Annotated in this window: 21 protein-coding genes; 7 read left to right on the forward strand and 14 right to left on the reverse strand. The window is 67.9% G+C overall.

Annotation, left to right across the window (positions count from 1 at the left end; translation table 11 throughout):
• Positions 1–191: 191 nt before the first annotated feature.
• Positions 192–1151 carry a diacylglycerol kinase family protein gene (locus tag ABZ297_RS13185; RefSeq protein WP_355344121.1) on the reverse strand — a complete coding sequence of 320 codons (960 nt, stop codon included), beginning with the start codon at positions 1149–1151 and terminating at the stop codon, positions 192–194.
• 35 nt (positions 1152–1186) lie between these two features.
• Positions 1187–2476: a hypothetical protein gene (locus ABZ297_RS13190; protein WP_355344124.1), complete on the reverse strand. Its 1290-nt coding sequence runs from the start codon at positions 2474–2476 to the stop codon at positions 1187–1189.
• A gap of 88 nt (positions 2477–2564) precedes the next feature.
• Between ABZ297_RS13190 and ABZ297_RS13195 the strand changes: the two genes are divergently transcribed.
• Positions 2565–2948 (forward strand): hypothetical protein, encoded by a 384-nt coding sequence (locus tag ABZ297_RS13195; RefSeq protein WP_355344127.1) that lies wholly within the window; start codon positions 2565–2567, stop codon positions 2946–2948.
• Here the strand turns inward: ABZ297_RS13195 and ABZ297_RS13200 are convergent.
• The 3 genes from ABZ297_RS13200 to sodN form a co-directional block, all read right to left on the reverse strand.
• Complete coding sequence (locus tag ABZ297_RS13200) at positions 2945–3724, reverse strand: RNA polymerase sigma factor SigF (protein ID WP_355344130.1); 780 nt, start codon at positions 3722–3724, stop codon at positions 2945–2947. The genes ABZ297_RS13195 and ABZ297_RS13200 overlap by 4 nt on opposite strands.
• A gap of 17 nt (positions 3725–3741) precedes the next feature.
• Entirely contained in the window at positions 3742–4116 is a 375-nt protein-coding gene (locus tag ABZ297_RS13205; protein ID WP_355344252.1) for an anti-sigma factor, read from the reverse strand.
• A 179-nt stretch (positions 4117–4295) separates the two neighbouring features.
• The gene (gene sodN / locus ABZ297_RS13210; RefSeq protein ID WP_355344132.1) at positions 4296–4697 is read right to left on the reverse strand and encodes a superoxide dismutase, Ni; all 402 of its coding nucleotides are present in this window, start codon (positions 4695–4697) and stop codon (positions 4296–4298) included.
• A 17-nt stretch (positions 4698–4714) separates the two neighbouring features.
• Here sodN and ABZ297_RS13215 point away from each other — a divergent pair, with 17 nt between their 5' ends.
• Positions 4715–5083, forward strand: coding sequence for a S24 family peptidase (locus ABZ297_RS13215; protein WP_355344134.1), 369 nt, complete (start codon positions 4715–4717; stop codon positions 5081–5083).
• Here the strand turns inward: ABZ297_RS13215 and ABZ297_RS13220 are convergent.
• The 4 genes from ABZ297_RS13220 to ABZ297_RS13235 all read right to left on the reverse strand — a co-directional run bounded on the left by ABZ297_RS13220 (position 5053) and on the right by ABZ297_RS13235 (position 7968).
• Positions 5053–5475, reverse strand: a complete 423-nt coding sequence (locus ABZ297_RS13220) for a CGNR zinc finger domain-containing protein (protein ID WP_355344137.1) — start codon at positions 5473–5475, stop codon at positions 5053–5055. The genes ABZ297_RS13215 and ABZ297_RS13220 overlap by 31 nt on opposite strands.
• Positions 5476–5551: 76 nt before the next feature.
• The gene (locus ABZ297_RS13225; RefSeq protein ID WP_355344140.1) at positions 5552–6295 is read right to left on the reverse strand and encodes an amino acid ABC transporter ATP-binding protein; all 744 of its coding nucleotides are present in this window, start codon (positions 6293–6295) and stop codon (positions 5552–5554) included.
• Positions 6292–7119: an amino acid ABC transporter permease gene (locus ABZ297_RS13230; RefSeq protein WP_355344143.1), complete on the reverse strand. Its 828-nt coding sequence runs from the start codon at positions 7117–7119 to the stop codon at positions 6292–6294. The genes ABZ297_RS13225 and ABZ297_RS13230 overlap by 4 nt, the downstream gene beginning before the upstream one ends.
• A gap of 3 nt (positions 7120–7122) precedes the next feature.
• On the reverse strand, positions 7123–7968 hold the full coding sequence (locus ABZ297_RS13235) for an ABC transporter substrate-binding protein (RefSeq protein ID WP_355344146.1): 846 nt from the start codon (positions 7966–7968) through the stop codon (positions 7123–7125).
• Between the two features lie 276 nt (positions 7969–8244).
• On the opposite strand from ABZ297_RS13235, the gene ABZ297_RS13240 reads away from it, so the two are divergent.
• The 4 genes from ABZ297_RS13240 (at position 8245) to ABZ297_RS13255 (ending at position 11417) form a co-directional block, all read left to right on the forward strand.
• Complete coding sequence (locus ABZ297_RS13240; protein WP_355344149.1) at positions 8245–9426, forward strand: NADP-dependent malic enzyme; 1182 nt, start codon at positions 8245–8247, stop codon at positions 9424–9426.
• Positions 9427–9545: 119 nt separating this feature from the next.
• Positions 9546–10895, forward strand: coding sequence for a hypothetical protein (locus tag ABZ297_RS13245; RefSeq protein ID WP_355344152.1), 1350 nt, complete (start codon positions 9546–9548; stop codon positions 10893–10895).
• Positions 10896–10936: 41 nt separating this feature from the next.
• Positions 10937–11167, forward strand: a complete 231-nt coding sequence (locus ABZ297_RS13250) for a type II toxin-antitoxin system prevent-host-death family antitoxin (protein ID WP_355344155.1) — start codon at positions 10937–10939, stop codon at positions 11165–11167.
• 43 nt (positions 11168–11210) lie between these two features.
• A complete protein-coding gene (locus ABZ297_RS13255) occupies positions 11211–11417 on the forward strand; it encodes a hypothetical protein (RefSeq protein WP_355344158.1) in 207 nt (68 codons plus the stop codon).
• Between the two features lie 12 nt (positions 11418–11429).
• Here ABZ297_RS13255 and ABZ297_RS13260 read toward each other — a convergent pair whose 3' ends face one another.
• The 3 genes from ABZ297_RS13260 to ABZ297_RS13270 all read right to left on the reverse strand — a co-directional run bounded on the left by ABZ297_RS13260 (position 11430) and on the right by ABZ297_RS13270 (position 16605).
• On the reverse strand, positions 11430–12914 hold the full coding sequence (locus tag ABZ297_RS13260; protein WP_355344161.1) for a hypothetical protein: 1485 nt from the start codon (positions 12912–12914) through the stop codon (positions 11430–11432).
• Positions 12915–13096: 182 nt separating this feature from the next.
• Positions 13097–14638: a hypothetical protein gene (locus ABZ297_RS13265; protein WP_355344164.1), complete on the reverse strand. Its 1542-nt coding sequence runs from the start codon at positions 14636–14638 to the stop codon at positions 13097–13099.
• Positions 14639–15075: 437 nt separating this feature from the next.
• Positions 15076–16605: a hypothetical protein gene (locus ABZ297_RS13270; protein WP_355344166.1), complete on the reverse strand. Its 1530-nt coding sequence runs from the start codon at positions 16603–16605 to the stop codon at positions 15076–15078.
• A gap of 616 nt (positions 16606–17221) precedes the next feature.
• Here ABZ297_RS13270 and ABZ297_RS13275 point away from each other — a divergent pair.
• Positions 17222–18145, forward strand: coding sequence for a LysR family transcriptional regulator (locus ABZ297_RS13275; RefSeq protein ID WP_355344169.1), 924 nt, complete (start codon positions 17222–17224; stop codon positions 18143–18145).
• Here the strand turns inward: ABZ297_RS13275 and ABZ297_RS13280 are convergent.
• Positions 18114–18866 carry a serine hydrolase gene (locus ABZ297_RS13280; RefSeq protein ID WP_355344172.1) on the reverse strand — a complete coding sequence of 251 codons (753 nt, stop codon included), beginning with the start codon at positions 18864–18866 and terminating at the stop codon, positions 18114–18116. The genes ABZ297_RS13275 and ABZ297_RS13280 overlap by 32 nt on opposite strands.
• Positions 18863–20446, reverse strand: a complete 1584-nt coding sequence (locus tag ABZ297_RS13285; protein WP_355344175.1) for a D-aminoacylase — start codon at positions 20444–20446, stop codon at positions 18863–18865. The genes ABZ297_RS13280 and ABZ297_RS13285 overlap by 4 nt, the downstream gene beginning before the upstream one ends.
• Between the last annotated feature and the right edge of the window lie 27 nt (positions 20447–20473).

Consider the following 20473-nt stretch of genomic DNA (forward strand, 5'->3'; position numbering starts at 1 on the left):
CTCCCCGGATCCTTTGTGGGACCGGGGTTGTCCGCTGATCGCCGGAACGACCTTGGGGTTTGGTTAAAGGTCCTACGTTCCGACGTCAGTCTTGAGCCTGTCAGCCACGGAGAGTGCACGCAAGAGGGTTGGCCCGAAGTTTTGGCCTAGATAGATGTCGGATGCGTCACACAATGACCGAATGTAACCGGCTAGACCAGAACTTGTAATGCGTTCGGTGTAGAGCGAAATGTGACGGACTCCCGTTCTCCCAGGTAGTCCCCGTCCAGCTGGAAGGCCAGCGGCCGGTCGGCGGAGAGGGTGAACTCGGCCTCGTCATGCAGCTGCACCAGGTGCCGGCCGGCCGGAAGGCTGTCACTCTCCGTGAGAATCTGCCGGATCAGGGTCGTCAGCGAGACCAGCCCCATGCGCTTGAGCCCCAACAGGTCGAGCCCGGTCTCGAAACTCGCCCACGGCGTGGGCCTGACGGGGTGGGCGCCGACGTACGTCCAGGGTGAGGTGTTGGAGATGATCGCCATGAACACCCCCTCGACCGTGGGGATGCCCGGCCCGGTCAGCGTCATGGCCGGCTGCCGCTTGTCGGTGGCGAGGTAGTGCCGCAGCGCGGTGTTCACGTAGCGGGCGGGAGTGGCCTTCCGCCCCGTACCGCGCAACCCCTCCACTGCCCGGACGACCTCCGCGTCGTACCCCAACCCCGAGCAGAAGGTGAAGTACCGGCTCTGGCCCTCCCAGAGCGCCTGCCCCAGGCCCACGGTCCTGCGCCGCCCGTCGCGCAACGCCTCCAGTACCGCGCCCGTCGCCTCGACGGGATCGTTCGGAAGGCCGAGGGCCCGCGCGAACACGTTCGCGCTGCCGCCGGGGATGACCGCCAGCGTGGGACGGTGGGCGCTGGGGTTCTCCTCGTCGCCCTCGTCGCCGACGGCGGTGAGCAGCCCGTTGACGGTCTCGTTGATCGTTCCGTCGCCGCCGAGCACGGCCACCATGTCGTAGCCCTTGGCCCGCGCGGTGCCGGCGAGTGACGCCGCGTGCCCCCGGTACCCGGTCTCCTCCACGGTCAACTCGACGGCGGCGCCGAGCGCCCGGATCAGCACGTCACGCGTCCGGGTGTTCGTGGTCGTGGCCTTGGGATTGACCAGGAGCATCGCGCGCATGACACCAGCGTATCCATGATGGATATCCGACCTAATCAGGACTTTGTACGCCAGAGCGCCGCGATTCCGTTCGGGTCATCTGTGCCGTCCATGTCGAGTTCCTTGCTGAGGAACCCGATGGCGTACACCTCGTCGGACCCCGGCCGCCGCACCAGCTGGATCGAGTACGCGTGCCGTCCCTTCGCGGCGGGTAGCCGTTCCCTGGTCCAGCGTTCGCCGGAAAGATGCCACAGCTCGTCCGCCTTGTACTCCTCGTCCGAGAGCACCCACAGGCCGCCTCTGCCGTCGAGTTCGGCTTGCTCGAACGTCCGGTGCATCGGGCCCCAGGAGCACCGCCAGGATGATCCGTTCCAGTGCAACAGCACGGGGCGGCTGCGCCGCGGCTGGTCCTCGTAGTCCTCGTTGTCCATGTCCCAGCCCGCGTAGCCGACCACCCAGGCGTCATCCCGGCCCGCCACCGCCACATCGGTCAGGACGAAGTCCGGAGAGCTGCCGAGCGCTCGCCCGCCGGGCTTGGGCAGGTCCAGACGCCGCCAGTCGCGGCCCTCGCGGCGCAGCACCGCGTCGCGGCCCTCTCCTCTGAGCAGGACCCAGACGTTCTCCCCCGCGCCGTCCACCGCGGTGATCGCGGTCCCCTCGGGCATGCGGTGGCTGTGCCAGACTCCGCCCTCCTGCAGCAGGAGGACCTGCCCGATGGCAACCGTTCCGGGGCCGCCGGTGATGACATCGCTCCAGCTGAGCCCGCGCGCCTCCGGGCTGGTGAACACCACGTCCCGCCACCGTCCGTCCTCGAACGTGCCGAGGAACGCGCGCTGGATCCCGGTGCCCGTCTCCTCGGCGCTCGGCGCGGTCACGCCGGCCGCCCAGGCCCTTCCCGCTGAGTCGGCGACCAGTGCGTACACGCCGTCGAAGCTGCCCGGCCCGATGGGCTGCCGGGGGAAGCCCCGCCAGGCCCGTCCGTCCCAGCGGCGGACCTCGCTGAGGCCGTCTAGCCGCCGCCACGACTGCACCCAGACCGCCCCGTCGGGGGCGACGGAGGGATGCTCGAACCGCTTGGACGCGGGGTCGGTCGAGAGCGTCGTCCAACCGGAGCCGCGTACCGGCCGCATCTGGTCGACCTTCAGTGAGGGAGGCACGCACTCACGCGGGGAAGCGGCCACAGGCCCGAGCGTGGCCGTCCGCGCCATCTCCGGCAGCGGCACCTGGGTCCCGTACGTCACCTCCTGGCTCGGGGCGGCGGCGGGAATCGGCGACGACCTGGGCGTCTGCGTACATCCCGCGGCGGCCAGTGCCAGCACGGGAAGGGCGACACACCAGCGACGCATCCATGCCTCCCGGGTCGGGACCACGTTCATGGTGGATCATACGAAGGCGGAGCACGGGCCGGAGCGCTGGGCGGATAGGGTTCCGGGTGTGTCCCAGCGTCCGCTTACTCTGATCATCGCCGCCGCCGTCGTCGCCCTGGAAGGGCTGGTGGCGCTCGGTCTGGGCCTCTACGTGGCGGTGGAGACCTTGCTCGGCAAGCCCGAGAATCTCACCAGCGCGCTCGCCGAAGCCGCGTTCGGGGTGCTGATCGGGGCCGGGCTGCTCTGGGTCGCGGGGGGCGGGTTGTTCCGGGTGGAGCGGTGGGGGCGGTCGCCGGGCGTGCTGGCCCAGATCTTCATGATCCCGGTGGCGATCACGCTCATCCAGTCGGACAAGCCGCTCATCGGGATCCCGCTGATCGTGGTCGCCCTCGTCGGGCTCGGCACGCTCCTCGCGCCTCCCACCACCACCGCCCTCTACGGCGACGACTAGTCTTCCGCCGTCAGACCCTCGCGCAGCTGGGCCAGCGTGCGGGCCAGCAGCCGCGAGACGTGCATCTGCGAGATGCCCAGCTCGGTGGCGATCTGCGACTGGGTCATGTTGCCGAAGAACCGCAGCAGCAGGATGCGCTTCTCCCGCGGCGGCAGGCGCTCGAGCAGCGGCTTGAGCGACTCGCGGTACTCGACCCCCTCCAGCGACTCGTCGACGATGCCCAGTGAGTCGGAGACCGCCGGCGCGTCGTCGTCGCCGGAGTCGGGCGCGTCGAGTGAGACCGTCGAGTAGGCGTTGGCCGACTCAAGGCCCTCCAGCACCTCTTCCTCGGTCATCTTCAGGTACGTGGCCAGCTCGGCGACGGTCGGCGCGCGCCCCTCACGCTGCGACAGCTCGCTGATCGCCTTGGTCAGCGAGAGCTTGAGCTCCTGCAGGCGGCGCGGCACGCGCACCGCCCAGCCCTTGTCGCGGAAGTGCCGCTTGATCTCGCCCACGATGGTCGGCGTGGCATAGGTGGAGAACTCCACGCCCCGGTTGAGATCGAAGCGGTCGATTGACTTGATCAGACCGATGGTGGCGACCTGGGTGAGGTCGTCGAGCCACTCGCCCCGGTTGCGGAAGCGACGGGCCAGGTACTCGACCAGGGGAAGGTGCAGCTCCACCAGCTCATCCCTGATGCGCTGGCGGCGCGGCTCCCCGGGACCCAGCTCGGCCAGCTCGGCGAAGAGCATGCGGGCACGCACCCTGTCGGGCACGGCGTGTTCGCTGGTGGCCATGGCTCCAGTCCTTTCCGTCACGCCGGCCTCGCCGCGCCTCGGCGCTTATGCAGGACGATCGCCATGCGGTCGGGGGAGTCGGTTACCGCGTCGACGTCGTCGGCCAGCGCGGTCAGCACCATCCAGGCGAAGTCGTCGCGCTTCGGCGCGGAGCTGCCGACCGTCGCCACCTCGACCCTGACCTGCATCTCATGCCCGGTCAGCTCGAACTCGGCGGTCAGATCGGTGCCCGGCACCGCTTCGCTCAGCAGCATGGCGCACGCCTCGTCGACCGCGATCCGCAGATCCTCGATCTCGTCCAGCGTGAAGTCAAGCCGCGCGGCCAGCCCGGCGGTAGCCGTACGCAGTACGGACAGGTAGGCGCTCGCGGCCGGGAGCCTGATGCTCACCATGTCGCGGATGCTGGACCCGCCTTCCGTACGCGTCTCGGTGTCCTCGGTCACGTTCCTCCTCGCATACACGACGCTGACTGCAACTTACCGCCCCTGGGAGGTGGTTGGCTGATTCAGACTCGCCATCAACGGAAAAGGCTCTGCGCGGATTCCCACCGCACAGAGCCTAATGTGCCGTTTTAGGCGGCCTTGGTCTCCCAGAAAATCTTGGCGATTTCGTCGATCTTGCCCAGCAGGTCCTCCGCCTTGGCGACGTCGACCGTGCCCTTGGCGCCGGCGGCGCCGGCCAGCTTCGTGGCGTCCCAGAAGAGCTGGTGGAGCTGGGGGTACTGCTCGAGGTGCGGCGGCTTGAAGTAGTCGGTCCACAACACCCACAGGTGGTGCTTGACGAGCTCGGCGCGCTCCTCCTTGATCGTGACCGCGCGGGCACGGAAGACAGGGTCCTCGTTGCCCGCGTACTTCTCCATGATCGCCTTGACCGACTCCGCCTCGATGCGGGCCTGGGCCGGGTCGTAAACCCCACAGGGCAGGTCGCAGTGGGCGGAAGCGACATGCTTGGGTCGTAGCAGTCGTGCGAGCATCAGAAAGTCCTTCCTTGATGCTGAATCAGCTTGGTCCACATCCGACCTTACTCGTGTCCAAACGCCTGCGGAGGAGGGGGTCACAGCCCATGAGAGTGCGTGTCGAGGGGGACTCGATGCTTCCCGCGCTGGTTCCCGGTGACTGGCTCTTCGTCTGGAGAGGCGCCACCGTCCACCCGGGAGACCTCGTCGTCGCCAGGCTCCCGGACGATCCCGACCGGCTCATCGTGAAACGGGCGCAGTGGCACAGCAAGGAGGGCTGGTGGCTGGAGAGTGACAACCAACGGGCCAGCGGCCGGCGCGACAGCTGGGACTTCGGCCCGGTCGAAGACATCGTCGGGCGGGTGGTGCTGCGCTACTGGCCGTTGCTCCGCCGGGCCCGGTAGGCGGCGACGTTGGCCCGGCTGGCACAGCGCGCCGAGCAGTAGCGGCGGGAGCGGTTGGAGGAGGTGTCCAGGAAGGCGCGCGAGCAGCGGGCGTCCTGGCAGCGTCCGAGCCTGTCTGCGCCCAGCTCGGCGACCACCGCGGCCAGGCCCATGACGGCACAGGCGGCGGAGTCGTCGGCCAGATGCAGGTGCCAGCGCTGGCCGTCGTGCCCCGAGAGCTGCGGACGTACCGGGTAGCGCACGAGCAGCGCGTTCAGCCTGGCCACCAGCGTGTCCTCGTCGGCCGAGGCGAACACGGCGACCAGCTCGTCGCGGAGCCCGCGGAGCTCCGGCGGCGGGTCGGGGTCGTTGACCAGGCGGACGGCCCACTCCGCGTAAGAGGTCAGGTCCATGCAGGAGTATTACACGCGACCGCGGGGGCGCCCGGCATCCGGGGCCCCCGCCGTCGCGCGTCAGCCGGACGGCCGGTCACTCCTCCGGATGCAGGACCCGCCTGAGGAACGAGCGGGTCCTCTCGTGCTGGGGATCGCCGATCACCTGGGCGGGCGGGCCGTCCTCGACGATGACGCCGCCGTCCATGAACACCACCCGGTCGGCCACCTCACGCGCGAAGCCCATCTCGTGCGTGACCACCAGCATGGTCATCCCCTCCTCCGCCAGCTTGCGCATGACGGTGAGGACGTCGCCGACCAGCTCCGGGTCGAGCGCCGAGGTCGGCTCGTCGAAGAGCATCAGGTCGGGGTTCATGGCCAGTGCCCTGGCGATGGCGACCCGCTGCTGCTGCCCGCCGGACAGCTGGCCGGGGTAGGCGTCGCACTTGGCGCCCACGCCGACCTTCTCCAGGTTCTCCCTGGCGACGACCTCGGCCTCCCGCTTGCCCCGCTTCAGCACCCGGCGCTGGGCGATCATGACGTTCTGCAGGGCCGTCATGTGCGGGAACAGGTTGAACTGCTGGAACACCATGCCGATGCGGCGCCTGACGGCGTCGATGTCCGCGTCGGGGTGGCTGACCTCGACACCCTGGACGAGCACGCTGCCCTTGGTCGGCTCCTCGAGCAGGTTCACGCAGCGCAGCAGCGTGGACTTGCCGGACCCGGACGGCCCGATCACGCAGACCACCTGACCCGGCTCGACCGTGACGTCGATCCCCTTGAGGACCTCGTTCGCGCCGAAGTGCTTGTGCAGGTCCCTGATCTCGATGGCGTGCGTCATCGGCCCATCCCCTTGCGCTTCTCCAGCCGGGTCGCGAGGTAGCCCAGCGGGATGGTGACGATCAGGTACGTGATGCCCGCGACCATGATGGGCGTGGCGTTGGCGTACTGGGAGGCCAGGTCGTTGCCGAACTTGGCCAGCTCCACGTACTCACTGGACACGCCGAGGAAGAGTACCAGCGAGGAGTCCTTGAGCAGGGCCACGAACTGGTTGGTGGTCGGCGGGATGACCAAGCGGAGGGCCTGCGGGATCACCACGCTGAACTGGGCGCGGGTGGCGGACATGCCCAGCGACCTGGCGGCCTCGGTCTGCCCCTTGGGGACGGCCTGCAGCCCCGCGCGGAACACCTCCGCCTGATAGGCCGCCCCGATCACGCCGAGGCCGAGGGCGACCTGGCCGTAGGTGCCGAAGGGCACCTGGAAGCCGGGCAACGCCAGCGGCAGGAAGGTGATCATGATGAAGATCAGCAGCGCCGGCAGGCCACGGAAGATCTCGATGTAGACGATCGCGATCCAGCGGTAGGGCCGGACCGGCGACAGTCGCATGAGCGCCAGCACCAGGCCGACCACGAACGCGAAGACGAACCCGCTGACGGTGTAGATGATCGTGTTCCGCAGGGCGATGGTGAACAGCTCGGGCAGCGCCTTCTGCGCCACGTCGGGCTTGGCGAAGTTCTGCGCCAGGCCGCCCCAGTCGGTCCACACCACCACGGCGATGAGTGCGACGACCAGGACGGCGTACTGGATGCCCCGGCTGATCTGCTGCTTCTTCCGAGGGCTGAGCCTGGCGCGGGCAGGCTCAGCCGTCTTCGGCTGGTCGGCCATGGATCAGCCCAGCTCGCCGGGCTTCTTGCCGAACCACTTCACGTAGATCTTCTCGTAGGTGCCGTCGGACTTGGCCTGGGTGATCGAGTCGTTGATCGTCTTGAGCAGGGTGGGGTCGGAGCCCTTCTTCAGGCCGACGCCGTACTGCTCGCCGGTGTTGAGGCTGGCGATCATCTCGAACTTGGCGGCGATGTCGGGCTTCTTCAGCCAGGTGAGCACCACGGGCAGGTCCTGGACGATCACGTCCGCCTGCCCGGCCTGCAGGGCCAGGAGCTCCTTGGCCGAGTCGGCGTACTCGGTCGGGTTGAGGCCCTGCTTCTTGACGTACTCGAGGCCGGTGGTGCTGGCCTGCGCGCCGAGCTTCAGGCTCTTCGCCTTGACGTCGTCCAGCGACTTGGCGCCCGTGCCCTTCTTGGCCAGCAGCGCCTGCGTGGCGTCGAAGTACGGCTCGGAGAAGTCGATGTTCTGCTTGCGCTCCGGAGTGATCGTCATGCCGGCGGCGGCCACGTCGCACTTGCCGGCGGCCATGGCGGCGCCACTCTTGATGACCGCGAAGTCGATGTCGACGATGTCCTGCGTGACGCCCAGCTTCTTGGCTGCCAGGTCCACGATGTCGACGTCGAAGCCGACGATCTTGCCGCTCCCGTCCTTGAACTGGAACGGCTCGTACGGGATGTTCGTGCAGACCGTGAGCTTGCCGGGATGCACCAGCTTCACGCCACCTGCGGTGTTGGTGGAGGCTGAGGTCGAGCCTCCACCTCCGCTACCGCACGCACTCAGCGCGAGAGCGGCGGTCAGTGCGAGCGCGCAGGCGACGTAGCCACGGCGGCTCGTAGTACTGAGGGCCATGTGCGGCCTCCTCGAAGTGCTTTGCCACGAAAGACGGGTTTTGTGAAGTTTAGATGGCCGTTCGAGGCGCTCTGTCATCTGGCAATTAACAATGCGTCAACGGAACGGCGTCGGCTCCGACACCATCGTCGTCTCACCATGTGACAATATGAGGCAACGGGTGACCCCCGTACACCCTCACGAGACGATCGTCGAGGTGAACCTGGCGGCTACCGAAGCCAGGCCTCCCGCGCCCGTCTGCCGAAGGTCTTCCGTCCGACGATTACTGGGGTCTCTGTGGCTACCACACCCGCTTCTTCCTCTCTCGACGCCGATCCCGCGTTCGCGCTGCACCGCGGCGGCAAGCTCGAGGTCCGCTCCACCATTCCGGTGCGCGACGCCGACGACCTGTCGCTCGCCTACACGCCCGGCGTCGCCCGCGTCTGCACCGCCATCGCCGAGAATCCGGCCCTGGCCGCCGACTACACCTGGGTCTCCAACGTGGTCGCCGTCGTCTCCGACGGCACCGCCGTGCTCGGCCTGGGCGACATCGGCCCGTCGGCCGCCATGCCGGTCATGGAGGGCAAGGCGCTGCTGTTCAAGGAGTTCGCCAACGTCGACGCCGTCCCGATCTGCCTCGACTGCACGGACGTCGACGAGCTCGTCGAGACCGTGGTGCGGCTCGCGCCCTCGTTCGGCGGCATCAACCTGGAGGACATCAGCGCGCCCCGCTGCTTCGAGGTCGAAGATCGGCTGCGCACCCTGCTCGACATCCCCGTCTTCCATGACGACCAGCACGGCACCGCCATCGTGGTGCTCGCCGCGCTGCAGAACGCGGCCCGGCTGACCGGCCGGCCGCTCGGCGACCTGCGCGCCGTCGTCGCCGGAGCCGGCGCGTCGGGCGTGGCCGTCACCAGGATCCTGCTGGAAGCGGGCATCGGCGACATCGCGGTCTCCGACTCCAAGGGCATGATCTACTCCGGCAGGGAGGGGCTGAACCCCGTCAAGGAGGCCCTGGCGCGCGACACCAACCGCGCCCACCACACCGGCTCGACCGAGGAGGCGCTGGCGGGCGCCGACGTGTTCGTGGGCCTGTCGGGCTCGACCGTCTCCGAGGCCGCCATCGCGTCGATGGCCCCCGACTCGATCGTGTTCGCGCTGTCCAACCCGACGCCCGAGGTGCTCCCGTCGGTGGCCGCCCGGCACGCCAAGGTGGTCGCCACCGGCCGCTCCGACTTCCCCAACCAGATCAACAACGTGCTGGCCTTCCCCGGCGTGTTCCGCGGCGCGCTCGACGTCAGGGCCACCACGATCACCGAGAACATGAAGGTGGCGGCGGCCGACGCGCTCGCCGGCGTCGTGGGCGACGACCTCGCGGCCGACTACGTCATCCCCAGCCCGTTCGACAAGCGCGTCGCCCCCGCGGTGGTCGCCGCCGTGGCCGCCCAGGCCCGCGCCGACGGGGTCGCCCGCCTCTGACGCCTTCGCTCCCTCGTCAAGGGATCGTCATGTAACGGTCACCATTAGGTTACTCTTAGTGGTATAACAGAAGCTCTCTGTAAGGACAGCGGGCACCGACACCTGTGGCGAGGTGAGCGATGGAACGCCAGCCCAACCGGCTGCTACAGCAGCTCATCGCGGAGGCGGCCTTCTCACACAAGGGGCTGGCCAGGCGCCTCGTCGATCTGGGAGCCGCGCGAGGCACTCCCGGCCTCAAGTACGACCACAGCTCCGTGCTGCGCTGGATCGGTGGTCAGCGGCCGCGAGATCCGGTGCCATGCCTCCTTACCGAGATCTTCGCGCTCCGGCTGGGCAGGCCGATCACCACTGACGACCTGGGCATGCCGGCCATCAGGACACCCCTCGATCTCGGGCAGGTGTTCCCGCACACGTGGCAGGAGGGGGTCTCGACCGTGACGGCGCTGTGGCGGGCGGACATGGAAAGACGGCAGTTCCTCGTCGACTCGACGTTCGCGATAGGGGCAGGGTCCGTCGGGGCCGTGCGCTGGCTGACGTCCCCGGCGGAGGGGCGGGTCGGCGGCACGGGCGGCCGCCGCGTGGGCAAGGCGGACATCACCGCCATCCACGAGGTCACCCGCGCGTTCGGAGAGCTCGACAACCGGTTCGGCAGCGGGAGGGTCCGCTCGTTCGTGGTCAAGTACCTCGACACGGCCGTCTCACCGCTGCTCAAGGACGGCACATACGGCGAGGCCGCCGGCCGGCAACTGGCGGCGGCCGCCGCCGAGCTGACCCGGTTGGCCGGCTGGATGGCCTACGACCTGGAGCAGCACGGGCTCGCCCAGCGCTACCTCATCCAGGCGCTGCGCCTGGCCAGGGGGGCCGACGACCACGCGCTGGGCGCCGAGATCCTCGCGGGCATGGCGCACCAGGCGATCTACATGGGCCAGCCGGCCCACGCCCTCGACCTGGCCAGAGCCGCCGCGCTCTCGGCTGAACGGGCGAACGTCCCGACCCTGCTGGCGTCCAGCCACGTCCTGGAGGCGCACGCGCACGCCGGCCTCGGCGACGCGCGCTCCTGCGGCACCTCGCTGCACCAGGCCGAGCTGGCCTTCGACGCACGCGAGCCCGGCGCGGAACCGGCGTGGCTGAGCTACTTCGACGAGGCGTACCTGTCGGCCAAGTTCGCGCACTGCTTCCGCGACCTGGGGGAGGGGGAGCGGGTCGTCCGGCAGGCCAGGCGCTCCCTCGACATGGACAACCGCTACGTCCGGGGCCGCATGTTCAACCTGTCGTTACTGGCGGCCGGGTTATTACAGTGCGGCGAGCTGGAGGAGGCCTGTACCACGGCCGCCCAGGCGCTGGCGCTGGCGGGGGAGCTGCAGTCGGCGAGGTCCCGGTCGTACGTGGCCGACCTGCGCAGGCGGCTGGAGCCGTACAAGCGCGAGCGCGCGGTGATGGCGCTGAACGCGGAACTCGCGCCCGCGTGACCACGGGTGCTCTTCCGGCGGACTCCGGTCATTCCGCAACGGTGGGGGTCGCCGAAGCAGGCAAGACCTTGTCCCGGCTGATCGACCGTGTCGAGGCGGGTGAACAGATCACCATCACCCGAGGGGGGCGTCCAGCGGCTGTGCTGATGCCTGTCCCGCGACCGGTGTTCCCTGATCAGCCCACGGGACATCTGCTCATGCAGTGGTTCGACCAGTTCGGCGCGGATCCGGAATTCGCGGCCGACATCGACGAAGTCATCCGAGAGCGTTAAGCGTCGGGCCGACACTCTCGCTGGTCTCATCAGCAAACTCTTCGTGGTCGGGTTCACGACCCGGACCGCTGCCGCTTATTCCACGCTCAATGCGTCGGCGCGGTCCAAAGGTAAGGAAGGGTGGCGTACGGACGTGCTCATCGCGGCATCGGCGATGGAACATGACGCGAGCCTGCTGACCAACGATCGGGGCCTGGTAAGGCTCCAGGAGGTCAGCAGGCTCAGGGTGTTGCGTCCGGACGATCTGTGAGATCGGTCCGGGTTACTTGAGCATTTCGCCGTTCGGGCCGACGATCTTCCCGGTCTCGGCGTAGTTCGCCTTGTTGTAGACGTCGGCGGTCTCGCCGTCGAAGTAGGCCGAGCTGATGAAGTCGACCCGGCCGTTGCCGTCCTGGTCGTGGAACATGCTGGTCACGCCGTTGACGTAGCCGGTGCGCTTGTTGTTGTCATACTTGAGCAGCCAGGGGCCGCCGTCCGCGCCGCCGGTCATCGAGCACTTGAGCACCTGGTGGGTCTCGACCTTGAAGGTGTTGACCTGGTAGGTCTTCGTGCCGGTCTTGCCGGAGCACCACTTCGGCGTCACGCCGGTGTAGGGCTTGTCGCCGTCGGGGTGCGGGTCGCCGGGGTAGCCGAACGCGGTGACCTTCTGACCCATCGGCTGGTTCCAGGCGACGCCCTGGCCGCCGACGGCGTCACCGAGCGGTCCCATGTCCTTGGCGATGCCGATGATGTACTCCGCCATGTAGTACTTCCGGGACGTGCCGGGCTTGACCCACTTCTGCGTGTAGTAGTGGGTGATGGTGTAGTTGCCGACCGCGTCGGTTCCCTTCTTGCCCAGGCCCTTGTACGCGTCCGACTGGTCCTTGGTGACGTTCTCCGTCACCGGCTCGCCGAACTTGAAGCCCTGGCCCCTGCCGGTCTTCGCGTCCTGGTACGCCTTGTCGTCGACTTCCACCTTCTCCAGCACGGCGCCGGGGTACTCGGGGCCCACGAGGTCGGCCGGCTTGTCCTCACCCTCCGACCAGCACTCGCCCAGGTTCAGCACGCACTTGGCGAAGTCCTTGGCGTCGATCTCACGCGGCTTGATCCACTTGTCGCCCGCCCACTCCTGGAACTCGCGCTTCGTGACCTGCTTCTCGCCTGGGAGGGTGAAGCCGTTGTGCACCGCGACGAAGGCGAAGTCGCCGTCGTAGTCGTCGTAGGTGTCGAGGTCGTAGGTGGTGAACGCGTACGCGCCCGCGAAGACGCCCCAGGGGGCCCTGCCCTGGTAGTAGCCGGGCACGAAGACCCACTTGGAGAAGACGTCCTTGCCGTTCTCGTAGACGCAGTGGCCCGCGGTGGCGACCAGGTTGCGGTGCCTGGACTGGATCGAGGTGGCCGAGCACCAGCGGTAGTTGCCGGCGTGGTCGAGGAAGAAGACCTTGCCGATCGTCTTGGGCAGGTTGACGTTGCCGGACTTGGAGGCGGCGGGCGCGCTTGTGGGCGCGGTCATACCGGGCTTGCCGTCGTCGGGGGCCTTGGCCCCGGTCGCGACGATCTTGGAGATCTGCTTGGCGTCCCAGTGGTACTGGGTGGCCTTGCGGAGCGCGGCTCCGTTGGCGTCGAGCCAGAAGTAGGCGTTGCTGTACGCCTCGGAGGGCTTGGGGGCGAGAGGGTCCGTCACCCAGCTGGGGGCGGCGTTGGCGGGCAGGGTCAAGGCGGCTGCACTCAGGCTGGCGGCGGCGAGGGGGATGAGCAGGCGCTTCACGGAAGGCTCCACAACGTTAACAAAAAGGGTGTAAAGACCCTATCGGCCCTTTGGTCGCTCTGGTAACAGAACTTTTCGAATTTCGCCGGAAAATACTGAAGGGCCCGGCCTAAGGCCGAGCCCTTCAGGTGAAGCTAGGTTTGAGCTGAGGTTTGGACCCCCGGCTCAGGGATCACTCCGACTTACTTGGGAAGCGGGGTGAGGTTGCCCGACCACACGTTGGCCGCAGCGGTGTAAACCGCGTTGGTCTCACCGTCGAAGTACGGCGAGGACATGTAGTCCCAGCGGTCGTTGCTGTCCGTGTCGTACAGAACGCTGGTCACGCCGTTGACGTAGCCGAGGCGCTTGGCGTTGCTGTACTTGAGGAGCCACGGGGCGCCGTTGTAGCCGCCGGTGACGGCGCACTTCAGCGAGATGTGCTCCTCGATCTTCAGCGAGGCGACCTTGGTGGCCTTGGAGCCGGTCTTGCCGTAGCACCACTTCGGCGTAACGCCGGTGTAGGGCTTGCTGCCGTCGGGGTGCGCAGCGTACGGGTAGCCGAAGGTCCGGACGTACTGACCGGTCTTCTGGTTGTACGCGAAGCCCTGCCCGCCGACGACGTCACCGAGGCGACCGACGTCCTTGAGGTCGTGGGAGACGACGAAGTAGTCGGTACGGATGTACTTCGTGACCTTGCCCGGCTTCCACCACTGCTGGGTGTAGTAGTGCGTGATGGTCCAGTTGCCAGCGGCGTCCTTCGCCACCTCGCCCGGCCACTTCGCGCCGTTGATGCCCGCCTTGGAGTTCTTGTAAGCCTGGGCCTGGGCCTCGGTCACAACCTCGGTCACGGGCTCGCCGAACTTGGCGCCGTTGGCCTTGCCAACCGGAGCCGAGTCGTAGACGCCCTTGACGACCTCGTTCTTCTCGACGACGGCACCAGCGAAGTCCGGACCGGTCTTCTCGGCGGCCGCAGCCGGGTCGACGGAGTAGTACTGCACCGCGTTCGGGTCAAGGATGCCCTTGTCGAACTCGTCCTTGGTGACCTCGACCTGCTTGCTGTACTTGGCCCCGTTGTAGGCCTTGTAGTCAGCGATGCTGACCTTCTTCGACGAGTTGGCCTGGCCACCGATGCCGTTGTAAACGGTGACGAAGGCGTAGTCGCGGTCGAAGTCCTCGTACACGCTGAAGTCGTAGTGGGTGAAGGCCTGCTTACCCACGTAGATGCCGTAAGGCGCCTTGCCCTGGTAGTAACCCGGGACGAAGACCCAACGGGAGACCATCTCGTCGTTCTTGTCGATGTCGTAGACACAGTGACCGGCCGTGGCGACCAGGTTGTGGTACTTCGACTGGATCGACGTGCCCGAGCACCAACGCAGGTTGCCGGAGCGGTCCTCGAAGAACACCTTGCCGATGGTCTTCGGCAGGTTCACGTTCTGCGACTTGACCGCGACCTTCTTCTCAGCGCCGATGGGCTCGGACTGACCCGGCTTGCCGTCCGCGACGTAGCCGCCCTTGGAGACGACCTTGTCAACAGCCTTGGCGTCCCAGTAGTAGGCCGTGGCCTGCTTCAGGGCAGCGTTGTCGGACTTGGTCCAGAAGTCGACGATCGCCGCGGCGTCGGCCTGGCTCTTCGCCAGAGCGGCGTCCGTGACGGTGTCGGTGGCCTGGGCGGTACCGGCGAGGCCGGCGGCCAGGAGACCGGTGGCCAGAACGGCACCACCGGCGGGGAGGAGGATGCGCTTCAAGGTAACTCCTTGCGCTGTCGTGGAACGCTTCTTGCGTCCCATGCGTCAGTAAAGGGATAGCCAGGAACATACAGTGTCGATCTTGAGCTCGGGTAGCTGCTTTGGCAGGAAAAGATGCGATAAGCCGGGCGTGATCGTTCTGTGATGTTTAAGGAAGTGAAGCGCGGTATGCCGGTGGGGTCGGCCTTGGCGGCGTCTTTGCAGATCAACATAAGCGTGTTGTCAGTGGGGCAGTCGAGCCGCGAGTGTCGATCAAGTCGAGGGCTGTTCGGTGGGTGTGATGCAGATCACATCGCCTTGATGGCACCGTCTGCGCGTCCCGTGCGTCAAAACGCCTTCAGATTCGGGCCGGGAACGCCGAAGGGCCCGGCGATGCCGGGCCCTTCGGGTAGAACAGGGTGACGATCAGCGTTGAGCCGGTCGCCGACAGCTACTGCTTAGAGGATCTTGCCGGACCACACGTTCGCAGCGGCCTTGTACACCGTGTTGGTCTCACCGTCGAAGTACGGCGAGGAGATGTAGTCAACACGGTTGTTGCCGTCCTGGTCGTTGAAGGTGCTCGTGACACCGTTCACGTAACCGAGACGCTTGGAGTTGCTGTACTTGAGGAGCCAAGGGCCACCGTCGGCGCCCTCGGTCATCGCGCACTTGAGCGCGACGTGCTCCTCGATCTTCTTGGCGGCCGAACCAACCAGCTTCTTCGTGGTCTTGCCGTAGCACCACTTCGGCGTGATGCCGGTGTAGTTCTTGTGGCCGTCGGGGTGCGGCGCGGCCGGGTAGCCGAACACGCGGACGTCCTTGCCGGTGGGCTGGTTCCACGCGAAGCCCTGACCGCCGACGTTGTCACCGAGACGACCGGCGTCCTTGGCGACACCCTCGACGATGATGTAGACGGTCTTGTAGAACTTCGTGTCAGTGCCCGGCTTGACCCACTGCTGGGTGTAGTAGTGGGTGATGGTCCAGTTGCCACGGGGGTCCTGAACCACCGAGGCGGGGTACTTGTCCGCCTCCTTCTCCTGCTTCGCCTTGTAGGCGGCAGCCTCGGCGTCGGTCACGATCTCGGTGACGGGCTCACCGAACTTGGCGCCGTTGGCCTTGCCAACACGAGCCGCCTGGTAGACGTCCTTCGTGACTTCCTTCTTCTCGACGACGGCGCCGGGGTAGTCCGGGCCGACGTTCTCGGACTTGCTGCCACGCTTGACCCAGCAGGACGTGATCGACGTCGGGTCGAGCTTGCACTTGCGGAACTCGTCCCGGGTGATCTCGACGTCCTTGGCGTCCTTGACACCCTGGTACTTGTCCCAGTCAGCCTTCGAGACCTGCTTGGCGGTGCCACCGCCGAGCTGGATGCCGTTGTACACGGTCACGAACGCGTAGTCGCGGTCGTAGTCCTCGTACACGTCGAAGTCGTAGTGCGTGAAGGCCTGCTTACCGACGTAGATGCCCCACGGGCTCTTGCCCTGGTAGTAACCCGGGACGAAGACCCACTTGGACATGACGTCCGAGTTGGTGCCGGTGTCGTAGACGCAGTGACCGGCCGTGGCGACCAGGTTGCGGTACTTCGACTGGATCGAAGTGGCGGAGCACCACTTCTTCTCGCCCTTGGCGTTGACGAAGAAGACCTTACCGATCGTCTTCGGCATGTTGACGTTCTGCGACTTGGCGGAGGTCTTCTTCTCCTCGCCAATCGGCGCAGCGGTGCCGGGCTTGGTGTCGGCGCTGTAGCCGCCCTTGCTCTGCAGCTTGGCGACGTCCGACTTGTCCCAGACGTTCGACTCGGTGGCGGCCTTGAGGGCCGCGCCGTTGGTGTCCGCCCAGAACTGTGCGATCGCCTTGGCGTCGGCGGCGCTCTTCGCCATCGGGTCGGTGGCGACGTCGCTGGCGGCCGAGGCGGTACCGGCCAGGCCGGCAGCCAGAAGGCCGGTAGCCAGGATGGCGCCACCGGCGGGGATGAGGATGCGCTTCAAGGGAACTGCTCCTTGGTCTGTCGTGAGACGCAACTTGCGCCCCATGCGTCAGTAAAGGGATAGCAAGGAACATAGCGCGGCGATCTTCGCAGGTAAAAGCCGTCTTGCCCCATCTGGTAGCCCGCCCTGCCGACGTGACCGTTCCGTTATCAGTCAGAGACAATCGCGCATTGTGATCATTTGGCGACGTTTTTGCTGGGTGTGGCGGGGGCGTGGCAGATGGGACGAAAGCGGCGTTAGTGCGCATGTGCGGAGAGTGGTTGGCTGAATGTGATTCAGATCACAGGAACCAGATCGAGGCTCACCCCGTCTAAGTTGGCCAAATTCTCACAGGTGATCTTCAGGTTCGGCGTCATCCGCCCAGATTTCCGGCCTCGCGGCGGCCCTGCCTACCGTCCGGAGGCCCCTCTAGGGGGTCTCGTTTCCGAGCACCGCTCGGATCTTTGGGGGCGATTCTGTGACGGGAGAGAGCTCTGTCTGTCGCTGGTCCTGAACGTCAACAGGTAGGGGCCATGGCGCAGATAGTTCCTGCGGCGTTGGCCGTGCAGTCGCTGACCGGCAGCAACGCCCATTCGCGCTGGTGCGCGTCGGTGATCAGGCTCATACGCTTGGTCACGTGTTGAGTAGTAACCGGCTGCGTGTCCTGCTTGAGGTGTTCAGGACGGGCAGCATTGCCGGTGCGGCAAGGGTGTTGAAGTTGTCGCCGTCCGCCGTGTCCCATCAGCTGTCCCGTCTGGAGCAGGAGGCGGGGGTCGGCCTGGTCGAGCGCAACGCGCAGAGCCTGCGGCTGACCGAGGCGGGACGTCGCCTCGCCATCCGGGCGCAGGAGGTCGTCGACATCATCGAGGCGGCGGAGAAGGATCTGCTCGCCCAGGCCAGGGTGGACGCCGGTGAGCTGCGCATCGGCTTCTTCGCCTCCGCCGGCTACCGGCTGCTGCCGCTGGCGCTGTCGCGGTTCGCCTCCAGGTACCCCAAGGTGGCGCTCGATCTGGTGGAGGGCCAGCCGTACGAGCTGCTGCCCGATCTGGAGCGCGGTGCGCTCGACGTGCTGGTGGTCTTCGAGCACGCCCTCGACCCGTGGCAGTGCCCCGAAGGGGTGGAGGTCGTCCACCTGTTCGACGAGCCGCAACTCCTGGTCCTGCCGACCGGCCACCCCGCCGCCCAGCGGCCCAGGGTACGCCTGGCGGACCTGGCCGACGAGCCGTGGATCACCACGTTCGGCGCCGAGCACCCGGTGTCGATCCTCGAGCGGGCCAGCACGTTGGAAGGCTTCTCGCCGCAGATCCGCTGCCGCAGCGACCACTATGAGGTGACGATCGGCCTGGTGCGAGCCGGGCTCGGCGTCGCGCTGGTGCCGAGCCTCGGCCTGCAGGGCGCGACGGGGCTGCACACCTGCCGCCTGGCCACGCCGAACCTGTTCCGCAGGATCGGCGTGGCCAGGCGGCCGACCAACCCCAACCCGGCCGCCCGGTCCTTCCTGGCCTACTTGCGCACGGCCTCGGCCCAGCTCAGGAACTCGATGGAGCCCTCGCTGCGCTGAGGCGGGCGGCGATGTCCAGCCCCGCCTGCCGTACGGCGGAGGCCAGCTCGTGCTCGCTGCCCGAGGGGCCGTGGGCGAGGACGGCGTAGGCGATCCGCCCGTCCATGATGCCGACGTCGGACCTGACGCCTTCGTCGGTGCCGGTCTTGTTGGCCAGCCAGCCGCTCTCGGGGTCGTGCCTGACCAGGGCGGGGACGAGACTGTGGTCGGTGTTCTCCTGCATCCAGCCGCGCATGAGCACCTGCCAGCCGCCCGAACCCGCGACGAGCGCGGCCAGGCCGGACAGCTCGGCCGCGGTGCCGATCGCGAACGTCGGCGGATCCTCGGGGCCGCGCGGCTCCCTGATGCGGTCGAGCAGTCTGGTTCTCGACAGCCCGAGGGCCGCGGCCGCCGCGTTGACCCGGTCCAGGCCGATCCTGCGCAGCAGTGCGTTCGTGGCGGTGTTGTCGCTGATCGCGGCGGTCAGCACGGCGAGGTCGCCGATCGTCCAGCTGCGCCCGGACAGCGACAGCAGCAACCCCGAGCCGCCGCAGTAGTCGTCCTCGTGCAGCGTCACGGGCGTGTCGGGGTCGAGGATGCCGCCTTCGATGCTCATCGCCACCTCGGCCAGCATGAGCAGCTTGCCGACGCTGGCCAGCGGCAGCTCGGCGTCCTCGTTGACGCCGTGGAACTCCCCCGTCACAAGATCCCGCGTCGCGACGGCGAGCGTGATGTCGTTCACCGCCCGATGATCCTTCCTGGTCTGTCTTCGGTGAGCCTGCCGCCTTCCACCGCTAGCCGTCCTGCCACGACGACGGCCTGGATGCCGGAGGGAGGCAGCAGCGGATCGGCGTAGGTGGCGCCGTCGGCCACCGTCTCGGGGTCGAGCAGCACCAGGTCGGCGTGCGCGCCGTCGCGCACGACCCCCCTGCCTGCCAGCCCGAACCGGTCGGCCGCCATGCCGGTCATCTTGTGGACGGCCACCTCCAGCGGGAACAGGCCCTGGTCGCGGGAGTAACGGCCGAGCACCCTGGGGAAGGTGCCGGCCAGGCGGGGGTGCGGATGACCCGGCTTGGGCACGCCGTCCGAGCCGATCATGGCGAATTCGCTGGCCAGGACCCGCTGGACGTCGTCCTCGCGCATCGAGTGGCTGATGATCGTCACCTCGCCCTCCTCGGCGAGGAGCAGCTCTGCGGCCGTGTCCACGGGGTCACCGCCCAGCTCGGCGATCGTGCGGCCCTCAACCTCGGGATGGTTGGCGGCGCAGGCGACCGAGATGCGATCCCATCCGCCGTTGCCGACCGTGTTCTCCCAGCCTGGCACGCCCTCCTCGATCGCCTTGCGCATCCGGTCCCGCTGGCCGCGATCGCGCAGCCGGTCGAGCAGCGCCTCGGTGCCGCCGTCGTTGGCCCACGGGGGGAGCATCGCCGACAGCGACGTGCTGCCCTCGGTGTAGGGGTAGACGTCGCAGGTGACGTCCATGCCCTGGGCTCGCAGCTCCGCGATGCGCGGGAGTGTCCGCCGGGTCCTGCCCCAGGCGTGCTTTCCCGCGGTCTTGTGGTGGCTGACGTGCAGCGCGGCCCCGCTCTTGCGGGCGATCTCGACGGCCTCCTCCAGCGCCTCCTCGACACGGGACATCTCGTCCCTCAGGTGCGTGACGTACGGCTTGCCGTACTTGGCCGCGACGCGGGCCAGCGCGACCACCTCGGCGGTGTCGCCGTAGGTGCCGGGGGTGTAGATGAGCCCTGTGGACAGCCCGGCCGCCCCGGCGGCCAGCGCGTCGTCCAGCAGCGCGCACATGGTGTCGAGCTCGGCGGAGGTGGCCGGGCGGTCCTCGTAGCCGAGCACGCCCGCCCTGAGGGTGCCGTGGCCGAGGAGGGAGGTCAGATGGTTCGACCTCGGCGCCCGCTCGTGCGCCTCCACGAACGCCCCGTAGTCCTGAAATATCGGGATGTCGCCGCCGAAACCGGCCCTGCTCGACCGGCGCAGCTCCGGCACGCGCTCGGGCAGCGCCGGAAACAGGCTCGACCCGCAGTTGCCGCAGATCTCCACGGTGACGCCCATGCGCACGGGGGCGGCGGCCAGCTCCCTGCCTGCCTCGGCGAAAAAGGTGACCGCGTCGGAGTGGGTGTGGACGTCGATGAAGCCGGGGGCGACCACCAGCCCGGTGGCGTCGATCACCCGCGCTCCTCCGCCGTCGGCCGGGCCGCCCCGGGGCAGCACGACGAGGCGGCCACCACTGACGCCGATGTCGGCACGGTGCAGCGGCGCGCCCGTCCCGTCGGCGACGAGACCACCGCTGATCAGCATGTCGAGGCTCACAGAGCCGAACCCTTCACGAGGAGCGAA

Source organism: Nonomuraea sp. NPDC005983, assembly GCF_040614375.1.
Lineage (GTDB): Bacteria > Actinomycetota > Actinomycetes > Streptosporangiales > Streptosporangiaceae > Nonomuraea.

Bases quoted from the DNA above. Each gene is read 5' to 3' on its own strand.
- ABZ297_RS13185 (WP_355344121.1), bottom strand. From the start codon at position 1,151: ATGCGCGCGATGCTCCTGGTCAATCCCAAGGCCACGACCACGAACACC.
- ABZ297_RS13190 (WP_355344124.1), bottom strand. From the start codon at position 2,476: ATGCGTCGCTGGTGTGTCGCCCTTCCCGTGCTGGCACTGGCCGCCGCG.
- ABZ297_RS13200 (WP_355344130.1), bottom strand. From the start codon at position 3,724: ATGGCCACCAGCGAACACGCCGTGCCCGACAGGGTGCGTGCCCGCATG.
- ABZ297_RS13205 (WP_355344252.1), bottom strand. From the start codon at position 4,116: ATGGTGAGCATCAGGCTCCCGGCCGCGAGCGCCTACCTGTCCGTACTG.
- sodN (WP_355344132.1), bottom strand. From the start codon at position 4,697: ATGCTCGCACGACTGCTACGACCCAAGCATGTCGCTTCCGCCCACTGC.
- ABZ297_RS13215 (WP_355344134.1), top strand. From the start codon at position 4,715: ATGCTGAATCAGCTTGGTCCACATCCGACCTTACTCGTGTCCAAACGC.
- ABZ297_RS13220 (WP_355344137.1), bottom strand. From the start codon at position 5,475: ATGGACCTGACCTCTTACGCGGAGTGGGCCGTCCGCCTGGTCAACGAC.
- ABZ297_RS13225 (WP_355344140.1), bottom strand. From the start codon at position 6,295: ATGACGCACGCCATCGAGATCAGGGACCTGCACAAGCACTTCGGCGCG.
- ABZ297_RS13230 (WP_355344143.1), bottom strand. From the start codon at position 7,119: ATGGCCGACCAGCCGAAGACGGCTGAGCCTGCCCGCGCCAGGCTCAGC.
- ABZ297_RS13235 (WP_355344146.1), bottom strand. From the start codon at position 7,968: ATGGCCCTCAGTACTACGAGCCGCCGTGGCTACGTCGCCTGCGCGCTC.
- ABZ297_RS13245 (WP_355344152.1), top strand. From the start codon at position 9,546: ATGGAACGCCAGCCCAACCGGCTGCTACAGCAGCTCATCGCGGAGGCG.